The following is a 23,444-nucleotide window of genomic DNA, read 5'->3' as shown; positions in this document are numbered from 1 at the left end:
CTCAAGCTCGGGGCTTACAGCTTGAAGCTTGCCGCTGCTTTATGAGGTGGCTGATGGCGGTCTTGAGTTTCATTGGCCGCACCGGCTTGTGCATCAGGGTGTGGCCCAGTTCGCGCAGTTGCTGCTTGAGGTCGTTGCTGTAGTTGGCGGTGATCATCATCGCCGGGATCGCCAGGGCGCGCCGGGCGTTGATCCGCGCCACGGCGTCGATGCCGTTGCGCTGCTGGTCCAGGTGGTAGTCGGCGATCAGCAGGTCGGCCTCGGCCCGGTAGTCGTCCACCTGGCGCGCCAGGTCCTGCTCGGACAACGCCGTGACCACCTGGCAGCCCCAGCCTTCGAGCAGGGTGCGCATGCCCGCGCAGATCGCCGCATCGTTATCCAGCACCCAGATCCGCGCGCCCTGCAAACGCTCCAGCGGCGCCGCCCGCCCTTCCAGGCACGGTGTAGGTGGCGGCGCGCTGGCGCTGATCGGCACTTGCACGCTGAACACCGAACCGCGCCCCGGCCAGGAACGCACGTCGATGCGGTGGCCGAGGATCCCGGCGATTTTCTCGACGATGGCCAGCCCCAGGCCCAGGCCCCGGTCCTGGTCGGGACGCTGTTCATCACCGCGCTTGAACTCCTGGAAGATCTCCTCCAGCCGCTCGGCGGCGATGCCCAGGCCACTGTCCCAGACCTGGATCGACAGCCAGCGGCCCTGGCGCCGGCAGCCCAGCACCACCCGGCCCTGGCGGGTGTAGCGGATGGCATTGCTCAGCAGGTTGCGCAGAACCCGCGCCAGCAGCTGGATATCGCTGCGCACCAGCGCCGAGCAAGCCACGAAGTGCAGCTCCAGGCCTTCGCTGCGGGCCACCTGGGCGTACTCGGCGGCCAGGTTGTCCAGCAGCTCGCCGAGGGCGAAGGGTGCGATATCGGCCTTGATCACCCCGGCATCCAGTTTGGAGATGTCCACCAGGGTGCCCAGCAGATTCTCCACGTCCTCCAGGGAGTTGCTGACATTGCGCACCAGGGCCTGGCTCGCCTCGGGGTCGCGACGCTCCAGCAAGGCACTGGTGAACAGCCGCGCGGCGTTCAGAGGTTGCAGCAGGTCGTGGCTGACCGCGGCGAGGAACTTGGTCTTCGACAGGTTGGCCCGCTCGGCCTCACCCTTGGCCTCGCGCAGGCGCGATTCGACCCGGCTGCGTTCCTCGATCTCGCGCAGCAGTTGCTGGTTGAGGGTGGTCAATTCGGCGGTGCGCTCGCGCACCCGCAGCTCCAGGTTCTGGTAGGCCTGGTGCAGGGCCTCGGCGGTGCGCCGGCGCTCGGTGATGTCGCGGATCAGCACGAAGATCCCCACCACCTCGCCGTTGGCCAGGCGGTTGGGCACGTAGGAGCGCAGCATGTAGCGCTCTTGATGGTTGACGTTGGTCTCGGGGAACTCGAAGGTCACGCTCTCCCCCGCCAGCGCCCGGGCGATGTAGGACTCCAGGCGCTGGTAGTGCTGCTCGCTGTGCACCTCGCGCAGGCTCTGGCCGAGCATCACGCCCCGGGGCCAGCAGTACCACTCCTCGTAGACCTTGTTGGTGAACTCGTACACCAGGTCGGCATTGAGGTAGGCGATCAGCGCCGGCACCTGGTCGGTGATCAGGCGGATCCAGCGTTCGCTCTCGCTCAGGGCCTCGGCATGCTGGTAGCGCTCGGTGATGTCGGTGAAGGTGTTGACGAAACCACCGGTGGGCAGCGGATGGGTGCGGATCTCCAGGACCCGGCCATCGCTCAAGCGCTGCTCGCATTCGTGGATCGGCCGACCATTGGCATCGCGGCTGTCAGGACTGAGCAGGCTCAGTTCGCTGTCACCGATGACCTCGGCGAACAGCCGGTGCGCGGCCACCGGCGCCAACCCGCTGAGTTCCAGGAAGCGCCGGTTCCACAACTCCAGCACGCCCTCGGCGTTGACCATGGCCACGCCCTGGGAGAGGTTGTCCACCGCCCGTTGCAACAGGTGGGATTTTTGCGCCACCGCCTGCTCGCGGCGCTGGGTCTCGCTGTGCTTGACCTCGGTGATGTCGGTGAACAGGATCACCCGCCCACCCTCACGGGTCGGTCGTTCGCTGACCTGCAGCCAGCGGCCGTTGTGCAGGCGATACAACAGGTGTTCGTCAGCGCCGCTGCGCGGCTCTTCGCTGAACAGCCCGGTGCTGGTCAGCAGCCGCCGGACCTCGGCCAGGCGCATGCCGGCCATGATCCGCACCCGGCTGTGGGCCCAGAAGGCGCGAAAGCGACTGTTGAACAGGACGATGCGCTGCTCCTGGTCGAACAGCACAAAGGCGTCGGAAATGCTCTCGATGGCATCGATCAGGTGCTGGTGGGCGGTCTCGGCCCGCAACCGCGCCTCGCTGAGCAAATGGTTGCCGGCCTTGAGCTCGGCCATGGCCTGGTTCAGTGCGTCGGTGCGTTCGCGCACCTGTTCGGCCAGCACCACCGAGTGCTGGAACGCCGCATAAGGATCGTTGCCCCGGGTGATGCCGGACTCGACCCGCTCGATCAGCGCGTCGTTGATCCGCCGCAGCTTGCGGTTCTCCCGTTGCAGGCAGTCGATCCGGGCTTGCAGTTCAGCGACGGGCCGCAGTTCGGCTGCGGGCAATGGCGACCCCGGTAAAGGTCTGGTTGATGTGCATGCCATTGAACTGTTCTCCGTAGGTGTTGAACCCCATCACCCGCTGCTCGCGCAGGAAGGCACCGATACGCTCCAGGCCGCCCTGGTCCTCCAGCTCCAGGCGGCGCAGGAAGCAGTCGCAGCCGATGGTTAGCAGCAAGCTGCCCAGGCGTTGCTGCAAGCCGTCGAACAAGGCTTGCAGGTTGGGCAGCAAGGGGCCGGGAGTCATGGCGGTGAGGACGATGCCGTTCTCCACCGCGCAGTAGAAACTCAGGCTCAGGTCCGGGTGCACCTGCTGCACCGCACGCACGTAGTAGTGCTGGTTGATCCGCACCGCCAGCGGATGGGCGGCGAATACCCGGTGGTCGAGGTGCGCCAGCGGCACGCCGATCAGCCGTGCGTATTCCTCGGCGGCCGGCTCGGCGTTCAGCTCGTAGACCCGGCGCAAGGTGCTGTCGACGCCGGTGACCACCAGTTTTTCCGTCCGGGGCTGGATGTGGTGGGTGGTGAACACCTCGAAATCCAGCCAGGTATTGACCAGCACCACCACCGCCGCACCGCTGTGGAACTCGCCGCCGAAGTACACGTGGGTGTGGGTCAGGTAGTTGTCGTCGCCGGCCGAGCCACCGAAATGCGGGATATCGCCCAGGGCCGCGCTGAGGGCGGCCAGGACCATTTCCTCACGACTCGACAGGCCGTCCAGCAGGGTCAGGGCGAAAGTGTTGCCCTTGATCGGCGCCAGGGTGTTGCTGCGACAGCCGCCCACCAGGCGCTCGACCATGCGCTGGGCGTCGATCAGGCTGAAATGCTCCATCTGGTCGATCAGCTCGGCGGCGATGGAAAAGTGCCGATGGTCGAAACCGATGGCGGTCACGCAGTTGCGCCCGTAGCCCTGGGGCGTGATTTCCCCGGCGCTGGTGCAGCCCACCAGGGGGATACCGCCAAAGCCCTGCTGCAGGGCCTGGCCGAGGGCTTGCAGCGGGTACTCGGCGGAGCAGAAGAACAGCACGAAGCCCAGGTGCGGATGCAGCAGCTGGCGGGCCAGGTCCTGGGCCACCTGCTGCGGATCGGCGGCCTGGGACATGGCGCTGACCACGCCCTCGCTCTGGGCTTGCTGCATCGTCGCCTCCGGCGCGGGATTGTCTGAGGGATGAGTGTACGAAGCCGGCCCCGGGGCACGAATGCTACTTGGGTAGCGGGTGGCCCGTTCCATGGGCGTAGGCTGCGCCTTCCAGCGCGAGCGCACTTGCTCACCACAGGATTCTCACAATCGACCGCAAGAACAGACGCACACCGCTTGCGGCTACCCACTTGCGGCTTGCAGCTGGCAACTGGCGGCTTGCCGCTGCCGTTACCAGGTCAGCACTGCACCCACGGCGAAGGTGTTGGTGTCTTCGTTCTGGGCGCTGCCGCGATGGCCGTCGATCTGGAACTGGTTGTACTCGGCCACCAGCTTGAGGTTGTCGTTGATGTCATGGAACAGCGCGACGCCGCGCGTCTGGTAGTCGGCGCCGCTGCCCACCACGCCGTTGCCGTCGTCACGGGTCTTGCCGTAGGACAGCGCCAGGCGGTTCTTGCCCAGCTTGTACGAGCCCTGCAGCAGGTAGCCGCGGCTGTCGACATTGCGCAGCGTGGCCTTGCCGGCGTTGTTGGTGAAGAACGGGTTGATGCCCCTGGCCTGGAACCCCGAGCCGGTCAGGGATAGCCCGCCCAGCTTGGCTTGCAGGCCGTAGCCCAGGCCCCTGGAGGTTACCGAGCGCACCTCGGGGTCGGTGTTGTCGGAGGTCTGGTAGCTGCCGTTGAGCCAGCTGTAGAACTTGGCCCCGCCCAGGTCGAACTGGTAGGTGATCTCGCTCTCGGTGCGCGGGTTCTTCTGGTAGGCCTTGCCCAGGGTGCTGCTGTCGTTGGTGTCCACCGGGTCGAGGATGCCCACCGCCACCCGCAGGCCGTCCATCAACGGGCTGCGGTAGGTGATCTGCGAGGAGGGAAAGGGATAGGGATAACCGCTGCCGATATTGCCGAACGACACCCCGCCGCCATCCACCAGCCCCAGGCTGTCGCTGACCTGGCCATAACCTGCGAGCATTTCGTCGAGCAGGATGTTGGAGCGGGCGAACAGGCCGAAGTCCTTGCCGATCAGCACTTCGCCCCACTCCGGGTTGGCCACGGTGCCGTAGAACTGGCGCACGTCGATGGCGGTGTCGGTGCCGTTGTCCTGGCTGTCGTTGATGGTTACCCAGAACGAGGCCCGGGCGCCGAGCTTGAGGTCGTCCACCTGCTTGCCCATGTTGAAGCCCAGGTAGTTGGGCAAAAAGCCCATCTTCACCCGCGCCTGGCGCCGGTCGTACTGCTCGCCGGCACGGTCGACCTTGCTGTTGACGTAGAAGGCGTTGACGTAGCCGTCGGTGGAAAAGGTGGTCTGGTCCTTGTCGTAGAGCATGATCTGGGCCTGGGCGGCATTGCCCAGGCCCAGGGTCGACAGGCCGGCGATCAGGGCCGGGAACAGAGGGTGCTGGCGATTCTTATTGTTGTGCATGGCGCGCTCCGCATTCGGGGGACGAGATGTCGGAGGCGATTATCAAAAGGCGCCGCAAGCGCCCATAGGCTGCCTTGGGGGCAAGTGGCCGGTGCTTTGGTGGGGCAGCAGGGGAGCGGCCGTTTCGATCCACGACCTGCCCCGCTACCGGCCCCCTACCTGGAGTAACACCAAGGGCTCATGGCCCCGGATGCGAAGGGATGAAGCCCTTAGTCGTCGCCCGCCAGGCCCCGCAGCCGCGCCAGTTCGGCGGCGGCCAGGGGAATGCCCTCTTGCAGGGATCTGGCCCGGGTGCGGTAGCGCCGGTCACCGGGCAGGCGCTCCAGGCCCACGGCCTGCATCTGCTGCACCAGCTCCTGGCTGCGCTGGGCGAAGCGTCCACCGCCGCAGTGGCTGGGGTCGATGACGATCAGCAACTGGCCGGTCCAGGGCGTCTGTGCCCCGGGATGTCGGGACCAGTCGAACTCGAAGGAGAAGTTGCCTCCGGTCAGCGCCGCTGCCAACAGCTCCACCATCATCGACAGCGCCGAGCCCTTGTGCCCGCCGAAGGGCAGCAAGGCACCGCCGTCGAGGATCGCCGCCGGATCGCAGGTGGGCTGGCCGTCACGATCCACCCCCATGCCCTCGGGCAGCTGCTCACCCTGGCGCTTGGCGATCTGCACGTCGCCATGGGCAATGGCGCTGGTGGCCAGGTCGAAGACGATGGGCTCGGCGCCTTCGCGGGGCGCGGCGAAGGCAATCGGGTTGGTGCCGAATAACGGCCGCTGGGCGCCGTGGGGCACCACGCAGGTCATGCTGTTGACCAGGCTCAGGGCCACCAGGCCTTCTTCGGCGAAGGGCTCGACATCCGGCCAGAGCGCGGCGAAGTGATGGGAATTACGGATCGCCAGCAGCGCGATCCCGGCGCTGCGGGCCTTGCTCACCAGCGCCTCGCGGGCCGCCGCCAGGGCCGGCTGGGCAAAGCCGCCTGCGGCATCCACCGCCACCACGCCAGGGGCTACATCCTCCACTTGCGGCACGGCCTGGCCATCGACCCAGCCGCTGGCCAGGGACGACAGGTAGCCGGGAATGCGGAACACCCCGTGGCTGTGGGAGCCATCGCGCTGGGCCCGGGCGCAGTTGTCCGCCAGGACCCGGGCCACTTCGGCGCTGGTGCCGTGGCGCAGGAAGATACGTTGCAGAAGATGGGTCAAGGCCGGCAGGTCGAGGTGCTCGACAGCGGCCTGCGCCAGGGGGGCGTCGGACATGGGTGGCTCCATTGGAATTGTTATTGGAAGGCGCCTGACTATCGCGTCACGACAGTTAACTGTCAAATGTTGACTTAATGACAGAAAACATTCATTTTCCGTTGTCAACGGCCAATAACAATGAAAAACCATGAGCCAATCCATCAAACAACGCCTTGAAAGCAGCCTGCCCAGCGCCACCGCTTCAGGCCGGGCAATCGCCAGCTACATGCTGGCCAACCTCTACGAGCTGCCGTTCCAGACTGCCGCCGACATTGCCGAGAAACTCGGCGTCAGCGAGTCCAGCGTCGGCCGCTTCTGCCGCGCCATCGGCTACAGCCATTTCAAGGATCTGAAGAACGACCTGAAGAACGACCTCGGCGAAGGGCCGTGGCTGGTGGGCGATCGCTTGCAGGAGTTCCGCCAGCAGCCCAGCCCCACCGGCCAGGGCCTGCCACGCAGTTTCGAGCTGGAAGTCGGGGCGTTGATGAAGGTCTATGAATACAGCCTGACCCCGACCTGGGACCAAGTGGTGCAACGCCTGGCCAGCCGGCCGCGGGTGTTCGTCGCCGGCTTCCAGACCGAGCGCGGCATCGCCGCCTCCATGGTCCATCTGCTGCAATACCTGCGCGACGGCGTGCAGCTGGTGGACGGTTCCGCCGGGCACTTCGCCGAGGTGCTGCTGGCCCCGCCCGCCGACTGCGCGCTGGTGGTGTTCGAAGCTCGGCGCTACTCGCGCCACGCCCTGGCCCTGTGCCACAAGGCTCGCGAGGCGGGGATACCCGTGACACTGGTGACCGATACCTTCTGCGATTGGGCCGAACAGAACGCCGACGAGGTGTTTCGCGTGCCCACCGAGTTCAACCTGTTCTGGGAGTCCACCGCGGCGATGCTGTCGCTGGTGCACCTGCTGGTCAACCAGGTGTGCAAGCACCTGGGGCCCGAGGTGGAAAAGCGCCTGGAAGCCACTGCCGCCCTGCATAACGAGTTCGTTGGCTACACATCCTCCACCCGAGCAAAACAATAAATAATCGAGGTGCTCCATGAAAAACGTCGTTCGCTTCGCCAGTGCCTGCGTCATGGCCGTCGCCGCTAGCGCGGCCCAGGCCGAGGTCTTGAAGATCGCCACCGAAGGCGCCTACCCGCCCTTCAACTACGTGGACTCCAGCAACCAGCTGCACGGCTTCGACGTGGACATCGCCAACGCCCTGTGCGAGCGGCTCAAGGTGCAGTGCCAGATCGTCGCCCAGGACTGGGAAGGCATCATCCCGGCGCTGATGGCCAAGAAGTACGACGCCGTGGTGGCCTCGATGATCGCCACCGACGAGCGCAAGAAAAAGATCGCCTTCACCAACCACTACTACCGCACCCCGCTGTCGGTGGCGGTGCCCAGGGACTCGGACATCACCGACGCCCAGACCGACTTCAAGGGCCGTACCGTGGGCGCGCAATCGTCCTCGACCCAGGCCATCTACGCCGAGGACCACTACGGCCCGGCCGGGGCCGACGTGAAGTTCTACCCGACCCTGGACGAAGCCAACAGCGACCTGGCCGCCGGGCGCATCGACGGGGTGATCGCCGACAAGTTCCCGCTGCTGGCCTGGGCTGAAAGCGCCGGCAAGGATTGCTGCAAGATCATCGGTGACGTCAACGGCACCACCGCCGACGCCTCGATCGCCGTGCGCAAGGAAGACAACGCCCTGCGCGAGCGCCTGAACCAGGCCCTGGACGAGATCGTCGCCGACGGCACCTACAAGAAGATCTCCAGCCGCTACTTCGCCTTCGACATCTACTGATCCGTCGCCACGGTGCCGCGCCGCCCTGGCGCGGCGCCTGGCTGCACGAAGCTTTGCGCAAGAGGGTCCGAGCATGTTCGAACAGCTGTCTCTTCTTTCCCTGGCCAGCGGCGGCTGGGGCTCGGCCTTGTTGGCCGGAGCCCTGGTGACCATCGCCCTGGCATTGGCCTGCGTACCCATCGGCCTGCCCCTGGGGCTCGCCGTGGCCCTGGCCGCCCGCTCGAAAAACCGCTGGGCGCGAGCCTGGGCCACCAGCTTCTCCACGGTGTTTCGCGGCCTGCCGGAGCTGTTGACCCTGCTGATCATCTACTACGGCTGCCAGATCGCCGCGCAGAAGATCCTCGGTGCCCTGGGCTACCCCGGCGAGGTGGCGATCAATACCTTCGTCGCCGCGATGATCGCCTTCAGCCTGGTGTTCGCCGCCTTCTCCAGCGAGATCTGGCTGGCGGCGTTCAAGACCCTGCCCAAGGGCCAGTACGAAGCCGCCAGCGCCCTGGGCCTGTCGCGGCGCACCACCTTCAACCAGGTGCTGCTGCCGCAACTGACCCGCATCGCCCTGCCGGGCCTGTCCAACAACTGGCTGTCGCTGCTCAAGGACACCTCGCTGGTATCGACCATCTCCCTGGTGGACCTGATGCGCCAGACCAACCTGGCGGTCAGCGTGACCAAGGAGCCGATGCTGTTCTACACCGTGGCCTGCCTGGGCTACCTGTTGTTCTCGGCGTTGTCCGGGCAGTTGTTCGGCTTTCTCGAACGGCGCTTCAGCCGCCATCAACGGAGCCTGCAACCATGAACCTGGATCAATGGCTGAACCTGGTGCTCAACCAGGAACTGCTGGAGCGCTACGGCCCGCGCTTTATCGACGGCCTGCTGGTGACCGCCAAGCTGGTGGCGATTTCCTTCAGCCTCGGCGCCCTGCTGGGCCTGCTGATCGCGCTTGGACGGCTGTCCGGCAACCCGCTGCTGCGGCGCTTTACCGGGGCCTATGTGTACTTCTTCCGCGGCTCGCCGCTGCTGGCCCAGTTGTTCATGCTGTATTACGGCCTGGGCTCGTTCAAAGGCTTCTGGCAGGACGTGGGGCTGTGGTGGTTCTTTCGCGAGGCGTGGCTGTGCACCCTGCTGGCCTTCACCCTGAACACCGCCGCCTACCAGGCGGAGATCCTGCGCGGCAGCCTGCTGGCGGTGGCCCAGGGGCAACACGAAGCCTGCAAGGCCCTGGGCCTGTCGCGCTGGACGGCGTTTCGCAAGGTGATTTTGCCGCAGTCGCTGCTGGTGGCCGTCGGGCCTTTGGGCAACGAGCTGATCCTGATGATCAAGGCCAGCGCCATCGCCTCCCTGGTGACCCTCTACGACCTGATGGGCGTGACCAAGCTGGCCTTCTCCCGCAGCTTCGATTTCCAGATCTACCTGTGGGCCGCGGTGCTGTACCTGGTGATCGTCGAGGTGGTGCGGCGCAGCCTGAAATACCTGGAAGGCCGTCTCGGCCGGCACTTGAACTGAACCCTTGGGAGCCCGCGCACGGCCCCCGCAGTAAGGATAGAACCATGCATTGCCAGACCATCGTCTTGGGCGCCGGGATCGTCGGCGTCAGCACCGCCCTGCACTTGCAGGCCCGTGGCCGCGAAGTCGTGCTGCTGGACCGCCAGCCGCCGGGCAACGGCACCAGCCACGGCAACGCCGGGCTGATCGAACGCGCCAGCGTGATCCCCTACGCCTTCCCCCGGGAAGTGACCAAGCTTTTGCGCTACGGTCTCAACCAGCAATCGGACGTGCGCTACAGCCTGCGCCACCTGCCCAAGGCCGGCCCCTGGCTGCTGCAATACTGGCGCCACTCCTCGCCCCAGGGCCTGGCCGCCGCCACCCGCGCCATGCTGCCGCTGATCGAACAATGCGTCAGCGACCACCTGGCCCTGGCAGAGCCGGCGGGCATGCTCGGGCTGATCCACGACGGCGGCTGGCTCGAAGCCTTCAACGACCAGCAAGCCTTCGACAGCGCCCAGGCCGCCGCCGCGGACCTGGCCCAGTACCAGCTCAACTACCGGGTGCTGGACCGCGAGCAGATCCACGCCCTGGAACCCGGCCTGCACGGCGACGTGGTGGGCGGCCTGCACTGGCTCGATCCCAAGACCGTCAGCGACCCCGGCGGCCTGACCCGCGGCTACGCCGAACTGTTCAAGCAGCGCGGCGGCCAGTTCGTCATCGGCGATGCCCTGAGCCTGACCCAGGTCGAAGGCGGCTGGCAGGTCCAGGGCGAACAGGGCCCGATCAGCGCCCAGGAAGTGGTGGTCGCCCTCGGCCCGCAAGCCGCAGGCCTCTTCGAGCCCCTGGGCTACCGCATTCCGCTGGCGATCAAGCGCGGCTACCACATGCACTACGCCGCCCTGCCCGGCAACGAACTGCGCCACCCGATCCTCGACCCGGTGGGCGGCTACGTGCTGGCGCCGATGGTGGGTGGCATCCGCCTGACCACCGGCATCGAATTCGCCGACCCGGACGCGCCGATCAACGAAATCCAACTGCGCCGCTGCGAAACCCTGGCCCGGCAGTTCTACCCCCTGGGCGAGCGCGTCGACGCCGAACCCTGGCTGGGCCGCCGCCCCTGCCTGCCGGACATGTGCCCGGTGATCGGCCCGGCGCCGCGCCATCCGGGGCTGTGGTTCAACTTCGGCCACGCCCACCACGGCCTGACCCTGGGCCCGGTCAGCGGTCGCCTGCTGGCGCAACTGATGACCGGCCAGACACCCTTCACCGACCCTGCCCCCTATCGCGCCGAGCGCTTCAACTGACCGTCGGAGACCTGCCATGCTGACCCAGACCGCCCCGCTGTCCGCCGTGCCCGAACCCGCCGCCCGCGCCACCATCGACCGCCGCGAGGTGGTGATCGATATCGCCGGGCTGAACAAGTTCTACGGCGCCTTCCACGTGCTGCACGACATCGACCTCAAGGTCCGCCAGGGCGAACGCATCGTCCTCTGCGGGCCTTCCGGCTCCGGCAAATCCACCTTGATCCGCTGCATCAACCGCCTGGAAATCGCCGAGAAGGGCCAGATCCTGGTGGACCGCACCGACCTTGCACAAAACACCCGCGAAGCGGCCAAGGTGCGCAGCCAAGTGGGCATGGTGTTCCAGCACTTCAACCTGTTCCCGCACATGAGCGTGCTGGACAACTGCACCCTGGCCCCCACCACCGTGCGCGGCCTATCGCGCAAAAAGGCCGAGGAGCTGGCCCGCAGCTTCCTGGCCAAGGTCGGCATCGAAAGCCAGGCTGGCAAATACCCCAGCCAACTGTCCGGGGGGCAGCAACAACGCGTGGCCATCGCCCGGGCGCTGTGCATGGAACCGAAGATCATGCTGTTCGACGAACCCACCTCGGCGCTGGACCCAGAGATGGTCAGTGAAGTGCTGGATGTGATGGTGAAACTGGCCGACAGCGGCATGACCATGCTGTGCGTGACCCATGAGATGGGATTTGCCCGGCAGGTGGCGGAGCGGGTGTTGTTTCTGGATGGGGGGCGGATTGTGGAGGATGCGCCGCCGGAGGCGTTTTTTGCGGCGCCCAAGAGTGAGCGGGCTAAGGCGTTTCTTGCGCAGATTGTGCATTGAGGTGGGGGGCAGGTTCGTTGCTGCGGGTGTGGCGGCGTCCTGCAACGAGTCAGGTTGGAATGCCACAGTGAGCAAGGGGCTCAGCGAACTTACTGTGGTGAGGAAGCTTGCTCCCGCTCGGTCGGCCGGCGTACCGGCGTGCAGCGGTCGCAAACCCGAGGTTGGTGTACATATCCATTGCTGCGGTAACGGCGGCTTATGGTTCCGCTCTTACAGCGGGTCACTTTGGAAAAGCCCCAAAGTAACCAAAGGGCTTCTGCCCCTCCACTCGGTGCCTCGCCTAGGCTCGGCATGCCCTCACTCCGGCATTGATCCGTGGGCCGCCGCCACAGGCCATCCATGGCCTGGGGCGGCTAACCCGGCATCCCTGCCGGGTTACCCACGGCTAAATGCCTGCGCTCGGCCATCGTGTTTAAAGGGGCAGGAAGATCAAAAGCCAGAGCAAGAGCAAAAGCAGACGGCGGCCTACCCGCCGGCCTGGTTTATCGCCGTTCGCGTTACATGTAGCCGCTGCCGAAGGCTGTGAACGACCGCGAAGCGGGTGCAGGATCTAAAACGTGAATATCTATCTCTCCAAGCCCCTTCACGAAGAACTGAGCAAAGGGGTAAGTCGGCTAACCGAAAAATTGCGTACTGCAATGATCACGACCAGCAGTAAACGATCATGAACTACCGTTAGTGACAGGCAGCTATCGGCCAATAGTGGACGTTCGACCCAGGGCATCTCCCGGACGAAGCCGTCCTCTCATGCCTCTACGGACATGTTGCCTTCGTCTGTTCATCACTGCGGCGGATCCATTGCATTGCCGTTGGTAGAGAGCTTTCAAAGCGCCACATGAAGGTGCCAGATCGCTCCCGATTCCGCATGAAAGCAGACTCCTAAAAAGGAGAGAAGATGGTTAAGATGCATTAAAAATCTAGTCCGCTTCATTTAAAGCGGAGCTTACAGACTTTAGGGATCAAAATGAGAGGGAGCTTCTTGTGAGCATGACATTTATAAAATTACCGCTTCGAGGGCACTTCTCGAAGCGAGCCTTCAACACGGCCGTGCTGTTACCCGACAATTGGGACGATTTCGGATATAAAACGTCTTTTAGCTTGACTGTTTATGACGAAAAAGGCGCAGCGTTGCTTATCGGAAATTTGAAAATTGCGTTTACAGGTCAAAATGAAGGGTGGAGTGATGATGTTATACCGAGTTCATTTTCCCGTTTAGGCAACGAATTTTATAGCCTGGGACAAGATTCTGATTATTATCAAAATCTAATTAACAACCTAGAGCCGGCAACGGTGTCGGAAATTTTAGACGCACTGGGAGATGTGGCTTATATTCCCGAACGGCTCCAGCGAGTAGAAAAAGAAAAAGCCTTTATTTCTTCTCTGCTGAGAGTTGTGAATCGCACGACCATCACTCACCAATTTGCGAAAATCCTACGTGGTGAGGCACCTCTAACGCCATACGATTTCTATTACGTGAAGCCTGCCACGGAGCGTTCAGCGGGACTGCGCCTCAACTTCTCAGTTGAGCCTGACTCCAAGCCATCGTCTAACATGCACATTTTAATCGGACGTAACGGTGTCGGCAAAACGACTATTCTCAACAGTATGATTGATGCACTCGTTACACCTTCGAAAGAGAAATTTGCTAACGGTCATTTTTTCAAAATTCAACCATGGCTTACAGATAGCCTGATGGGCCAAGATGAATTTGCAGGCGTAGTGTCGGTTTCATTCAGTGCGTTCGATCCATTTGAACCACCACCAAACCAAAGCGACGCCAGCGCCGGAATGCGATATAGATATATCGGACTGAAAAAAAAGATTGAAAACAATCAGTTGCATGGCTGGGGGCTTAAGACGAAGGACGATCTTTGTGCTGACTTGGCAGCAAGCTTAAGCTCATGCCTAGCTTTACAGTCAAAAAGGTTTCGCTGGGTTAACGCGATTAAAAAGCTGGAGTCGGACTATAACTTTGAAGAGATGAATCTTCTGCAACTAATAGCCGATTACGAGGCGGACTGGTCGGAATCGAAGGAACAGTTTTTGGCAGTAAGCGCCAAATTCTTTGATCGCATGAGTTCAGGTCATGCGATAGTGCTGCTTACAATTACTCAGTTGATTGAAACTGTCGAGGAAAGAACCCTTGTTTTAATTGATGAACCTGAAAGCCATCTGCATCCACCACTTTTATCGGCATTCACTCGAGCTCTATCGGATCTCCTAACAAATCGAAACGCAGTCGCCATTGTTGCAACACATTCGCCCGTAGTGCTCCAAGAGGTACCTAAATCATGTGTGTCTGTAATATCACGAACAAGGCTAGTGGCTACAGTCGATTCACCAGACTCTGAGACGTTTGCAGAAAACGTAGGTACGTTGACACGACACGTATTTGGGCTGGAAGTAAATAAATCAGGCTTTCATGAATTATTGGCGCTTGCCGTATCGAACGGAATGACCTTCGAAGAGGTTGAACAACAGTACTCGGGACAAATCGGCAACGAAGGACAAGCCCTCTTACGTTCGCTTACTATTTCTAGGGACAGAAGGTGGGAGTCTGATAAGTGAGAGCCATTACACCCCCCATGCAAAACCCTGAAGATGTATTCAACCTGTGCATTAATAGCATTTCGGATCAGAATTTGAGAGCTCGGCTGTCACTAGTTACAGGCGATATTATCGATGCGGCACATGATTACTTCGATAAGGCGCAAGTCAGGAATTTGTTCTCGATTCCGCCGAATGTTTGTCGAAACAATGAAGTCGTTATCGGCACCGTAACAAAAGAAGAACTCAAGAAAGTGTATTCTGATCACATGGTTGGTATCGGAAAGCCCGCGCGTAATATTTACGACTTGCTTCTCGCAAGTGCGCCACGGCGCAAATGCCCCTTCTGCGGTTTCGGACAAGCCACGACCTTGGATCATTATTTGCCGAAAACTAAATTCCCTCTACTATCGGTGCTTCCTTGGAATCTTGTACCATCATGCAAGGACTGCAATACTGGAAAAAGTTCGAAAATTGCAACTTCTGAGAATGAACAAACACTACACCCATATTTCGAGCAGCGCTCTATAGTGGAGGAGCAGTGGTTGCGTGCCAGGCTAATTATGAGCACCCCACCAGTATTGGAATTCTATGTTGATCCACCTCAGCATTGGGATCCTATAGAGAAGGCACGAGTCGAATCGCACTTTCTGAGCTATAAGCTTGCTACACGCTTTTCAATTGAGGCTAGCAATGAACTTGCTGGTCTTAAAGATACTTTCAGTGTTTTATGGGGTGACCTTGGATTCGCTGGTGTTCAGCTACATCTCCAGGGAACCGCACGAGGCAAAGCCGGTCAACACGCCAATTCCTGGGATACGGCGATGTATGAAGCGCTCGCAGCCAGCCATTGGTATGTTAGTGGCGGCTTTCGGAATTTTATTTAATGCTAAAACTCATTCTGTTATGGCCGTTTTCTGCCTGTCGCGAATGGCCGAACTGGCTCGATTTCGAGCGGTCGTGACAGGCAACTATCGGCCATTAGCGGACGCTCACAAGCGACCGCTACCTGCCATAATTCAACGTTCGATGATGTGATAACCGAAAGTTTTTTCAATGAAAAATAAAACCATTTTCTTGTGATGGACTCGCTCCGGCCGCCGTATGGCATAGGCTATAGGTAACAAGCAGTCGGCGTTTCAATGTGGGTCAGGCCACTCGCTTCGAGTACCCCTCTATCCAGTCCGCAAGCGACCGCATATCTGTTTCGAGCTGGGCGAGTTCGGGGGGTACCGCTGGAAGATCGTCTGCCTGAGAATGCTCATACACAGAGTATCGTGTCATCAAGTCGTCTATCAGATCACAATCCTCCTGAGTGATGTTACTTAGCTGCCTCAGTAGCCCTTTGGTCATCACTTCCCTGCGAAATCGCAGCACGACACTGTTCAGCATTACCACCTCAACAGTGCGCTCCACGATGATTCTGAAGTCACTGCAAACACTCTTGGCCATGAGGTCGTAGCTTTCAGCATCGCCCTCTGCCTGGTGCCTCTTGAGTTGGGCTAAGTTCTCATTAAGTAGCTTGTTGATAGCCGGCTTCGGTTTCGAGTCTCGAGCACTTTGTCCCGTCAGAATGCCGGATGTTTTGTCGAGACGTCGAAGCGTCTGAACGTTAAAGACGATGTCTTGTATATCTGGATGTTCCTTCACTTTCTTTACTGCGGACTCCAGAAGTGTCACCAGTGAAAGCCTGTGGGTGAAGATGATGACCTGTCGAGACTGCGCCAAATCTACAAGGCGCGCGACAACTCGCTCCTCAAAATCTTGATCGAGTGAGGAAATCGGGTCGTCGAAAATAAATGGAGCTACTTGATTGGAGCCAGTAATATCGGCTAGGAATGCAGCCAACGCTACAATTCTTGTCTCGCCCTCACTGAGAATTTGTTCTGGTGGGCGGACTCCTTTCGCGCCAACGAGTGTCAGTCCGAATGTGGTTCTGCCTTTACCGACTGTTTTGCTTTGAGGGGCTACAGGCAACCTCGAGCCACCTAATAGCTTCAGTTCGGCGGCGAAGCGAGTTTGATATCCTGCCTCCACCTCGGATTTCGCCAACTCGTTGTTCTTGATAGTAAGCGTGTTGGTGGCAGCAAGCCGGATGGCTTTCCCGTACTGGTCAACAGCCAACAACCTGTCCCGTTCGGCAACGACTGCAGGTTTGTTTTGCGACAGCCATTGCAGAGCCTTCAGCTTACGAAGTTGCGCCTCCATTTGCTGTCGTTTGCCGTCTTGAGAAAGCTCGTTCAACGACTTTTCTTCGCCAACTAACTGCTCTGTTACTTCTGCCAGTGCTTGATCTACTAGTGACCAGTCGAATGGGGTCACATTTTCGATTTTTTCAGCGGTCTCGAGATCGGAACGTCTTTCCACCAAAGTTTTATGCAGTTCGATGGCCTGCTGTTGATCCAGCTTGATCAGGGCCATATGAGCTAACCAGTCCTGTTCCTTTGGTGATTGGGGTAAGGCCTGTACAAAGCCCTTATGTTTGTCTTCTGCTTGTTTTGCGCTTAACTCCAAACCTTCGGTAACAAATTGCTCAAAGTGGGTCAACCGATGGCCAGCATCCTCATTGAGCTCTTGCTGGCAGAGCACACACTTTGCCTGCTCACCCACAACAGGAAATGGTTGACCAGGGTAAGCATGATTTTGAGAAAACAATCGAGCTTGGGCCCATAACTGTTGCCACACCGCTTCGCCGACTCCTTCGAGTGGAGTTTCGGAAAAAAGTTGTTGAGCAAATTTCTGAGCCGCTTGCCGCTTGCCCTTCGCATCAGCGTTGGCACTTACGATGATCTGCGCTGTTTCGTTGGAGAGCTTATCCTTGAGTTGGCTCATAGCTAGCCGAACTGTTGCCAACCCCTGCTTTTCTTTCGTGATTGATGCCAGTCGCCCCACCACGTCCTTCTGGGCCAGCGCACCTTCTGTGATAATCCGCTCAGCATCGTGCTCGGGAGTGTACGTACAAAATCTGTCGATGACGGCATCAGTCGTTGCAGGCTTAATATTCGCAAGCCACTTACGTTCCTCAGTGATTTCCAAGTCCGCTGGGAATTGTGGCAATACGCTCAGCAATGCATTCTTCGATGCGGTGAGGTGCTGATTAACCCTGTCTGACACGGCGATCAATGACGCCACGAATTTCATTTGACTTGGCTCGTAGCTGGCCTCGTTTTTACCCATGTACTGAGTGGCCGTTCTGGAGTCAAAAATCTGGGCGTGACGAAGTAAAGGATCTGCACCCTGTGCCAGCGTCCATTCAATAGTTCCTTTCTTTTCTCCTGCCGATACTTGGAAATTAGCCTTGCAGGCCTCAGGTTCTTCAATGAAGACGTTAGGGTGAATTTCGTCTTTTGACCTTGAGCCGCATGCCTGTTTCAGGAGGCGTGCATATCCGCTTTTTCCTGAACCATTTTGACCGTAGAACACTGTGATGTTGCCTGAACCAACGGGTAGTGCTGCGCCTGATTTGATCGCATTCAACCCGTAGACATCTGAGATCCCTTCTATGCGTATGGCAGGACGACTTGCAGCAAGTGCCAACGAGCCTGGCGATACGGTGCAGAAGCCCGCGTCCTCTTCCTTCTTCGATTCAATCATGCACAGCCGGGCAAGCTCTTGGATGTGGTCGTCTGTTGGTGGCTTCTTGGTCTCAATTAGGTTCTTGGCAGCTGTCTGTAACCACCGGCTTCTTTCGCCGAGCCAAATTTCAAAATCGTCGGTAACGGGAGCGTCTAGCCCATTCAAATCTGGTACGACCATTGAGATCTCTCCTTGGAGACACCGCGGACGAACCGAGTATAGGCGAATAGTGGCGAATTGCTTTTGGTGCGGTTTGACCAGTAGTCCGTAAACGTTCGCCATTAATAATCTGAAAGGGAAAGACTTTGCTTCTAGCCGTTAGTGGCCACTCGGGAGCGTCCGCTTTTGGCCGAAACCAGCCTGTCACCAGGCTGGTTTTCGACGGTGGCTACAGACTTCTGGCATGTAGAGGTTTAAGCATGAATGTGATTAAAACCTCATCGCATACCTGCCGTGGCCACTGCTATCGCCATGACACACCGCCTCAAACATACCCACCAACACACGGTTGCACCTCTCACGCCTCGCCCCTATAGTTCGCCCTTCGCGGCAAAATCCGCGAACGACCTTGGCCGGTCGAATTACAACGACGCATCAGCGTCCAAAACACCATTGCAGACGCTTTTTTTGTGCCTGCGATTCTGTGTTATGGCGGCTGTGTGCGGGACACCTTCGGGTGTGCCGGTGTCGTTGTTACCGGTCGGCCAACCCTCACACAGCTGCCACCCTCAATTTGCTTGGCCGCAGATGGTGGAAGCTCTACAACGAGTAACGACCATGGACGATCAATCGGTTTCCCGCTTTTCCCCCGTCGACACCCACGACGCCAACCAAGCCGTTTTCTACCTCGACACCCAAGCTTCTCTAAGCGATCTGGCCAGCAGTGCGGCCCATCGTTTCACCGTGGTGCGAGATCTGATGGACACGCTGTCCACGCTTAACCTGAAAGACATTGCTGACTGCGATCTGGCGCGGGTCACCCGAGGGGTGCATCTGCTCACCCAGGAGGGTTGCGCGGTGCTGGAGGTGATTCAGTGGCGCACGGCGCTGGAGAGCTGAGCGCCACTCAACAAGCGCGTAAAACGCGCTCGGCTTTGCCCCAGCCGTTGATCTTGCTTTGGCTTTGGCTTTGGCTTTTGATCTTGATCCACCTGCCCCTTCAGGAGGCCGAACGCAGGCGTTGCGTAGGGGGCAGCTCGGCATGGATGCCGAGCTAGCCGCCGTCAGGCCATGGATGGCCTGTGGCGGCGGGCCCCCGGAGCAATGCCGGAGTGAGGGAACGCCGAGCACTAGCGAGGCGCCGGATGCGGGGGCAGAAGCCCTTTGGTTACTTTGGGGCTTTTCCAAAGTGACCCGCTGTAAGAGCGGAACCGATAGAGGCCGTGACCGCAGCAACGGATATGCACGCAGAACCGTATGGGCCAGGTGAGGTTTGGCGAGGACTGCGTCCTCGTACGCAGCCTCGCTGCGCTCGACAGCGGCTACAGGTTTCGACGGTCAGCTATCTTAAGAATGGCGGAGATTTTCCGAGCGTTTGAAGAACAAAAGCGGAGTAACGACCATGGAATACGACGAGAGGCTGATCGAAGACGCAGTGCTTGCCCTGTTGGCAGCCTACAGCCGCGACCAAGGTAATACGTGGAAAGGGTTCGACTTCCAGATCATGAATCGACTGCATGAGCAGGGTTTCATCAGTGATCCAGTCAACAGAAACAAATCCATCTGGTTGACGGCGCAAGGACTGGAGCGAGGTCGACAGCTAGCCGACCGGTTGTTCGGGTCAAGGGCACATGCGGAGCAGGTGCCCGACTCGAATACCTGACGTCTTCGCACTTCATAAAACAGCTGAGTTTGTGGATCGCTGACGCCCCCCTCAAACATCCCCTCCAATCCACCGTGGCCGGTCCCCACTCCCCGCCCCGGTAATTCCCCTTCGCAGCAACATCCGCGAGAACCTTGGCCGTTCGCATCAGCGTCCACAACACCTTCGCAGCCGCCGATCCGGTGCCCGCGACAGGATGCGATGACGGCGCCATTTTCTACCTCGACACCCAAGCCTCCCTGAACGGCCTGCCCCACCGTCCAAGGCCAAAAACCACCCCCGAACGACACGCCCCGATACATAACTCCAGACACACAATTCAACCTGCGTTACTATGCGCCTGGAGTTATAAAGCACCTCTCACCCCGACAAGGAGATGGAGGTGCAAAGCAGACAGCTAATCAAGGAGCTTGAAGCCGCAGGATGGATACTGGACCGGATAACCGGAAGCCACCATCTGTTCAAGCATCCTTACAGACCCAACACCGTTCCGGTGCCTCACCCGAAGAAGGACCTGCCACGGGGAACGGTCAGGGCCATCCGAAAACTGGCCGGACTGATATAGCGCCTGCCCCCTTCACACCTATTGAGGAGATCCCCATGCAATATCCCATCTGCATCGAATGGGGCGACGAACACACCGCCACCGGCATCCAGATTCCCGACATCCCCGGCGCAGTCACCGCCGGCGACACCTTCGAGAGCGCCTACAGCGCCGCCATCGAGATCGCCCACGTCATGCTCGAAGAACTGGCCCGCGCCGGACAAGCCATTCCCCTGCCCTCACCCACCCACAAACACCGCGTCAACCCCGATTTCGCGGGCATGGGCTGGGGCATGCTGGACATCGACATCACGCCGTACCTGGGCAAGACCGAGAAGGTCAACGTGACGCTGCCAGGTTATGTGATTCAGCAGATCGACCGCTTTGTCCGTGAGCACAACATCAAGAGCCGGTCGTCCTTCCTGGCCGATGCCGCGCTGGAAAAGCTCGGGCGCTGAGAGCAGCTCCGGAGGGCAGGCCAAGCGGTATGAGGACTGTTGTGCTTGCCGCGCACCCCAGCGGGATGGCCTGCCAAATGGCTGGGGCTGCCATAGCAAAGACTCCCGCCTCAGCGGTCACAGCCCCTTTCAGCTGATGACCTGAGCCAACCGCCTCGCCACGCCCACCGCCTGCTCCGCACTGCCCACATTGGTAAACCCCATCACCAACCCCTGCCTAACCCCCTCCCCCAGGTACCACTGCGACAGCGGCTCCACAGCGATGCCCTGCGTCCAGGCCCGCTGGGCAATCTGCACATCGTCCCCCTCCGCCAAGCCGGCCACCACATGCATGCCCCCGGCCTGCGGGTCTATCTGCAACCGCCCCGCCAATTGCTGGTGCAGCGCCTCAACCAGCCATTGCCGCCGACGCGCATACAGGCCACGCATCTTCTTCAAGTGTCGGGCAAAGTGCCCCTCGTTGAGAAAGGCCGCCACCGTCGCCTGTAGCAGCTGCGGGCAGTGATTGTGCAAGCGATCCGCCTGCCGGGCGAACGCCTGGGCCTGTTCGGCGGGCACCACTAGATAGGCCAGGCGCAACCCTGGAAACAACACCTTGCTGAAGGTGCCGGTGTAGAGCACGCGGCCCTGCTGGTCGAGGCTCTTGAGGGCCGGCAAGGGCTTGCCCTGGTAGCGGTACTCGCTGTCGTAGTCGTCCTCGATGATCCAGCTGCCCTGGCGGTTGGCCCAGTCCAGCAGGGCCAGGCGCCGCGGCAGAGACAGCGACACCCCCAGCGGGCTCTGGTGGGTCGGGGTGACCACGGCAAAATCGGCCTCTGGCGCGCGGGCGATGCCTTGGGCGACGTCCAGGCCCTGATCGTCCACGGGCACCGGCACCAGCTGGGCGCCGGCCGCCAGCAGCGCGCTCCTGGCCATGAAGTAGCCGGGCTCCTCCAGCCAGCAGGTGGCCCCTTTGTGCATCAGCGTGTGGCTGATCAGGTCGAGGCAGGCGCGGTAGCCGGCGCAGACGAAAATCTGCTCCGGCTGGCAGCTGATGCCCCGGGAAATCCCCAGGTAGGACGCAATGGCCGCCCGCAACGGCGCATAACCTCGCGAGTCCGGGTAGATGAAGCCTTCGGTGCCCGCCTGGCGCAGTTGCCGGCCCGCGAGGCGGGTCCAGAGCTTGCGCGGAAAGGCATCCAGCGCCGGCAGGCCCATTTGCAGCGCCAGCGGCGGCGTGCCGGCGTGGGTGGCCTGGTAGGCCGTGGCCGCCACCGGGGTGTGCGGCATGGGCGCGGCAACCGGCGCCAGCTGCGGCGTCACAATGGTCCCGGCGGCCCCGCGAGCCGTCAGGTAGCCCTCGCCCATCAGCAGTTGGTAGGCCGCCTCCACGGTGCCACGCGCCAGGTTCAGTTCCGCCGCCAGGGCGCGCACCGCCGGCACCCGGTCTCCCGGACGCAAGCGGCCATCGGCGATGGACTCGCGAAACCGTTGATAAAGCTGGCGATAGATCGGCGCCGTCTGGCTGCGGTCCAGTTCGAATGCGAGCATCATGGCCTAGTCATTTATGCACTTTTTGGCTCTACAGCTTAAGCCATCGTCCTTCTAAGGTGGGCCATCTCTTTTCAGCGGATGACGAACATGCCCTACACCCTTCAACACCTCGACAGCGAAGAGGCCTTTGCCGCCAGTTTCGACTTGATGCGCGTCCTGCGCCCACACCTCACCACCCCTGCGGCCTATACCGCGCAGCTGGCTCGGCAGGCCGCGCAGGGCTACCGCTTGCTCGCCGCGTGGGACGCTGAGCGCATCGTCGGCCTGGCGGGTTACCGCGAAATGGAAAACCTGCTCTACGGGCACTTCATCTACGTCGATGACCTGGTGGTGTGGCCACAGCTTCAGCGCAGCGGCGTGGGCGCCCGGCTGTTGAGCGCCGTGCGGGATGAGGCCGTGCAACGTCAATGCGAGCACTTTGTGCTGGATACCGGCCTGCACATGCCCCTGGCCCAGCGCTTCTATTTTCGCCAGGGGTTGCTGGCCCGTGGCATGCACTTCACCCAGCGCCTGCGTGGTGAGGAGCCGGCATGAACAACCTGCTGCTGATCAACGCCAGCCCCCACGGCCAGGGTTCCCACGGGCACCAGTTGGCCCTGGAACTGGCGAGCGCCCTGCGCCAACGGCATCCGCACCTCGAACTGCTCGAACGCGACCTGGCGGCGCAACCGCTGCCACCGCTGGGCCTGGACTACGCCCACGCCCTGACCACCGCCACGCCCTTCGACGCGCCGCTGTTCGAGGTGTCCGAACGGTTGATTCGTGAGTTGGAGCGCAGCGATGCCCTGATCATTGCCACGCCGATGCACAACTTCACCCTGCCGGCCACGCTCAAGCTCTGGGTCGATTATGTCCTGCGCATTCACCGCACCTTCAGCGCCCTCCCAGAGGGCAAGGTCGGCCTGCTCAAGGACCGCCCGGTGCATGTGCTGGTGAGCTCCGGCGGCGTTCACCAGGGCGAACGGGCACGCCAACCGGACTTCCTGACGCCCTACCTGCGCCATGTGCTCAACACCCTCGGCCTGTTCGACCTGCAGTTCACCTACCTCCAGGGCTTGGTGTTTGGGGACGACGCCGTGCGGCAGACCATCGAAGAAGCCCGCACGGCACTGTTCTCCAAGCCGCCGTTCACCCCCCTTGTGGATGCTTGATCACTTTTTCCCTACCG

Annotated in this window: 20 protein-coding genes; 14 read left to right on the top strand and 6 right to left on the bottom strand. The window is 61.1% G+C overall.

The features are described 5' to 3' along the window. Position 1: 1 nt before the first annotated feature. From nahK to C4K39_RS12430, 4 genes are all read right to left on the bottom strand, one after another. Complete coding sequence (nahK, locus tag C4K39_RS12445) at positions 2-2,662, bottom strand: hybrid sensor histidine kinase/response regulator NahK/ErcS' (RefSeq protein ID WP_124346531.1); 2,661 nt, start codon at positions 2,660-2,662, stop codon at positions 2-4. Then, positions 2,592-3,755, bottom strand: coding sequence for a nitric oxide-sensing protein NosP (gene nosP / locus C4K39_RS12440; protein ID WP_022643625.1), 1,164 nt, complete (start codon positions 3,753-3,755; stop codon positions 2,592-2,594). Before nosP ends, nahK begins: the two co-directional genes overlap by 71 nt. A 231-nt stretch (positions 3,756-3,986) precedes the next feature. Continuing rightward, positions 3,987-5,171, bottom strand: coding sequence for a porin (locus tag C4K39_RS12435; RefSeq protein WP_124346530.1), 1,185 nt, complete (start codon positions 5,169-5,171; stop codon positions 3,987-3,989). 209 nt (positions 5,172-5,380) lie between these two features. Further along, positions 5,381-6,418, bottom strand: a complete 1,038-nt coding sequence (locus C4K39_RS12430; RefSeq protein WP_124346529.1) for an Ldh family oxidoreductase — start codon at positions 6,416-6,418, stop codon at positions 5,381-5,383. Between the two features lie 130 nt (positions 6,419-6,548). Between C4K39_RS12430 and C4K39_RS12425 the strand changes: the two genes are divergently transcribed. From C4K39_RS12425 to C4K39_RS12390, 8 genes are all read left to right on the top strand, one after another. Next, positions 6,549-7,424, top strand: coding sequence for a MurR/RpiR family transcriptional regulator (locus tag C4K39_RS12425; RefSeq protein WP_124346528.1), 876 nt, complete (start codon positions 6,549-6,551; stop codon positions 7,422-7,424). 16 nt (positions 7,425-7,440) lie between these two features. Beyond that, positions 7,441-8,193: a transporter substrate-binding domain-containing protein gene (locus C4K39_RS12420; RefSeq protein WP_124346527.1), complete on the top strand. Its 753-nt coding sequence runs from the start codon at positions 7,441-7,443 to the stop codon at positions 8,191-8,193. Between the two features lie 73 nt (positions 8,194-8,266). Continuing rightward, positions 8,267-8,986, top strand: coding sequence for an ABC transporter permease (locus C4K39_RS12415; RefSeq protein ID WP_022643620.1), 720 nt, complete (start codon positions 8,267-8,269; stop codon positions 8,984-8,986). Continuing rightward, entirely contained in the window at positions 8,983-9,693 is a 711-nt protein-coding gene (locus tag C4K39_RS12410) for an ABC transporter permease (RefSeq protein WP_124346526.1), read from the top strand. The genes C4K39_RS12415 and C4K39_RS12410 overlap by 4 nt, the downstream gene beginning before the upstream one ends. A gap of 44 nt (positions 9,694-9,737) precedes the next feature. Beyond that, on the top strand, positions 9,738-10,979 hold the full coding sequence (locus C4K39_RS12405; protein ID WP_124346525.1) for an NAD(P)/FAD-dependent oxidoreductase: 1,242 nt from the start codon (positions 9,738-9,740) through the stop codon (positions 10,977-10,979). A gap of 16 nt (positions 10,980-10,995) precedes the next feature. Continuing rightward, the gene (locus C4K39_RS12400) at positions 10,996-11,796 is read left to right on the top strand and encodes an amino acid ABC transporter ATP-binding protein (protein WP_413247589.1); all 801 of its coding nucleotides are present in this window, start codon (positions 10,996-10,998) and stop codon (positions 11,794-11,796) included. Positions 11,797-12,783: 987 nt separating this feature from the next. Then, positions 12,784-14,364, top strand: a complete 1,581-nt coding sequence (locus C4K39_RS12395; RefSeq protein ID WP_124348337.1) for an AAA family ATPase — start codon at positions 12,784-12,786, stop codon at positions 14,362-14,364. Continuing rightward, positions 14,361-15,230, top strand: a complete 870-nt coding sequence (locus tag C4K39_RS12390; protein WP_124346524.1) for an HNH endonuclease — start codon at positions 14,361-14,363, stop codon at positions 15,228-15,230. Before C4K39_RS12395 ends, C4K39_RS12390 begins: the two co-directional genes overlap by 4 nt. 262 nt (positions 15,231-15,492) lie before the next feature. Here the strand turns inward: C4K39_RS12390 and C4K39_RS12385 are convergent, their stop codons facing one another. After that, positions 15,493-18,099 carry an AAA family ATPase gene (locus tag C4K39_RS12385; protein WP_124346523.1) on the bottom strand — a complete coding sequence of 869 codons (2,607 nt, stop codon included), beginning with the start codon at positions 18,097-18,099 and terminating at the stop codon, positions 15,493-15,495. A 597-nt stretch (positions 18,100-18,696) separates the two neighbouring features. Here C4K39_RS12385 and C4K39_RS12380 point away from each other — a divergent pair. The 4 genes from C4K39_RS12380 (at position 18,697) to C4K39_RS12365 (ending at position 20,743) form a co-directional block, all read left to right on the top strand. Continuing rightward, the gene (locus C4K39_RS12380) at positions 18,697-18,978 is read left to right on the top strand and encodes a hypothetical protein (protein ID WP_124346522.1); all 282 of its coding nucleotides are present in this window, start codon (positions 18,697-18,699) and stop codon (positions 18,976-18,978) included. 502 nt (positions 18,979-19,480) lie between these two features. Next, complete coding sequence (locus C4K39_RS12375; RefSeq protein WP_124346521.1) at positions 19,481-19,741, top strand: DUF6429 family protein; 261 nt, start codon at positions 19,481-19,483, stop codon at positions 19,739-19,741. A 382-nt stretch (positions 19,742-20,123) separates the two neighbouring features. After that, on the top strand, positions 20,124-20,306 hold the full coding sequence (locus C4K39_RS12370) for a type II toxin-antitoxin system HicA family toxin (RefSeq protein ID WP_124346520.1): 183 nt from the start codon (positions 20,124-20,126) through the stop codon (positions 20,304-20,306). A gap of 35 nt (positions 20,307-20,341) precedes the next feature. Next, positions 20,342-20,743 carry a type II toxin-antitoxin system HicB family antitoxin gene (locus C4K39_RS12365; protein ID WP_124346519.1) on the top strand — a complete coding sequence of 134 codons (402 nt, stop codon included), beginning with the start codon at positions 20,342-20,344 and terminating at the stop codon, positions 20,741-20,743. Between the two features lie 129 nt (positions 20,744-20,872). Here the strand turns inward: C4K39_RS12365 and pdxR are convergent, their stop codons facing one another. Further along, a complete protein-coding gene (gene pdxR, locus C4K39_RS12360; RefSeq protein WP_124346518.1) occupies positions 20,873-22,276 on the bottom strand; it encodes a MocR-like pyridoxine biosynthesis transcription factor PdxR in 1,404 nt (467 codons plus the stop codon). 87 nt (positions 22,277-22,363) lie between these two features. Between pdxR and C4K39_RS12355 the strand changes: the two genes are divergently transcribed. Both C4K39_RS12355 and C4K39_RS12350 read left to right on the top strand, forming a co-directional pair. Next, positions 22,364-22,810 (top strand): GNAT family N-acetyltransferase, encoded by a 447-nt coding sequence (locus C4K39_RS12355; RefSeq protein ID WP_124346517.1) that lies wholly within the window; start codon positions 22,364-22,366, stop codon positions 22,808-22,810. Beyond that, positions 22,807-23,427 (top strand): FMN-dependent NADH-azoreductase, encoded by a 621-nt coding sequence (locus C4K39_RS12350; protein ID WP_124346516.1) that lies wholly within the window; start codon positions 22,807-22,809, stop codon positions 23,425-23,427. Before C4K39_RS12355 ends, C4K39_RS12350 begins: the two co-directional genes overlap by 4 nt. Positions 23,428-23,444 lie beyond the last annotated feature (17 nt).

Origin of the sequence: Pseudomonas sessilinigenes (assembly GCF_003850565.1) — a bacterium.
GTDB lineage: Bacteria > Pseudomonadota > Gammaproteobacteria > Pseudomonadales > Pseudomonadaceae > Aquipseudomonas > Aquipseudomonas sessilinigenes.
This window is presented reverse-complemented; position numbering and strand designations above follow the sequence as displayed.

Bases quoted from the DNA above. Each gene is read 5' to 3' on its own strand.
- C4K39_RS12410 (WP_124346526.1), top strand. From the start codon at position 8,983: ATGAACCTGGATCAATGGCTGAACCTGGTGCTCAACCAGGAACTGCTG.
- C4K39_RS12400 (WP_413247589.1), top strand. From the start codon at position 10,996: ATGCTGACCCAGACCGCCCCGCTGTCCGCCGTGCCCGAACCCGCCGCC.
- C4K39_RS12365 (WP_124346519.1), top strand. From the start codon at position 20,342: ATGCAATATCCCATCTGCATCGAATGGGGCGACGAACACACCGCCACC.
- C4K39_RS12430 (WP_124346529.1), bottom strand. From the start codon at position 6,418: ATGTCCGACGCCCCCCTGGCGCAGGCCGCTGTCGAGCACCTCGACCTG.
- C4K39_RS12350 (WP_124346516.1), top strand. From the start codon at position 22,807: ATGAACAACCTGCTGCTGATCAACGCCAGCCCCCACGGCCAGGGTTCC.
- nahK (WP_124346531.1), bottom strand. From the start codon at position 2,662: ATGGCATGCACATCAACCAGACCTTTACCGGGGTCGCCATTGCCCGCA.
- C4K39_RS12420 (WP_124346527.1), top strand. From the start codon at position 7,441: ATGAAAAACGTCGTTCGCTTCGCCAGTGCCTGCGTCATGGCCGTCGCC.
- C4K39_RS12375 (WP_124346521.1), top strand. From the start codon at position 19,481: ATGGAATACGACGAGAGGCTGATCGAAGACGCAGTGCTTGCCCTGTTG.
- C4K39_RS12395 (WP_124348337.1), top strand. From the start codon at position 12,784: ATGACATTTATAAAATTACCGCTTCGAGGGCACTTCTCGAAGCGAGCC.
- C4K39_RS12435 (WP_124346530.1), bottom strand. From the start codon at position 5,171: ATGCACAACAATAAGAATCGCCAGCACCCTCTGTTCCCGGCCCTGATC.
- pdxR (WP_124346518.1), bottom strand. From the start codon at position 22,276: ATGATGCTCGCATTCGAACTGGACCGCAGCCAGACGGCGCCGATCTAT.
- C4K39_RS12355 (WP_124346517.1), top strand. From the start codon at position 22,364: ATGCCCTACACCCTTCAACACCTCGACAGCGAAGAGGCCTTTGCCGCC.
- C4K39_RS12405 (WP_124346525.1), top strand. From the start codon at position 9,738: ATGCATTGCCAGACCATCGTCTTGGGCGCCGGGATCGTCGGCGTCAGC.
- C4K39_RS12385 (WP_124346523.1), bottom strand. From the start codon at position 18,099: ATGGTCGTACCAGATTTGAATGGGCTAGACGCTCCCGTTACCGACGAT.
- C4K39_RS12380 (WP_124346522.1), top strand. From the start codon at position 18,697: ATGGACGATCAATCGGTTTCCCGCTTTTCCCCCGTCGACACCCACGAC.
- C4K39_RS12425 (WP_124346528.1), top strand. From the start codon at position 6,549: ATGAGCCAATCCATCAAACAACGCCTTGAAAGCAGCCTGCCCAGCGCC.
- C4K39_RS12415 (WP_022643620.1), top strand. From the start codon at position 8,267: ATGTTCGAACAGCTGTCTCTTCTTTCCCTGGCCAGCGGCGGCTGGGGC.
- nosP (WP_022643625.1), bottom strand. From the start codon at position 3,755: ATGCAGCAAGCCCAGAGCGAGGGCGTGGTCAGCGCCATGTCCCAGGCC.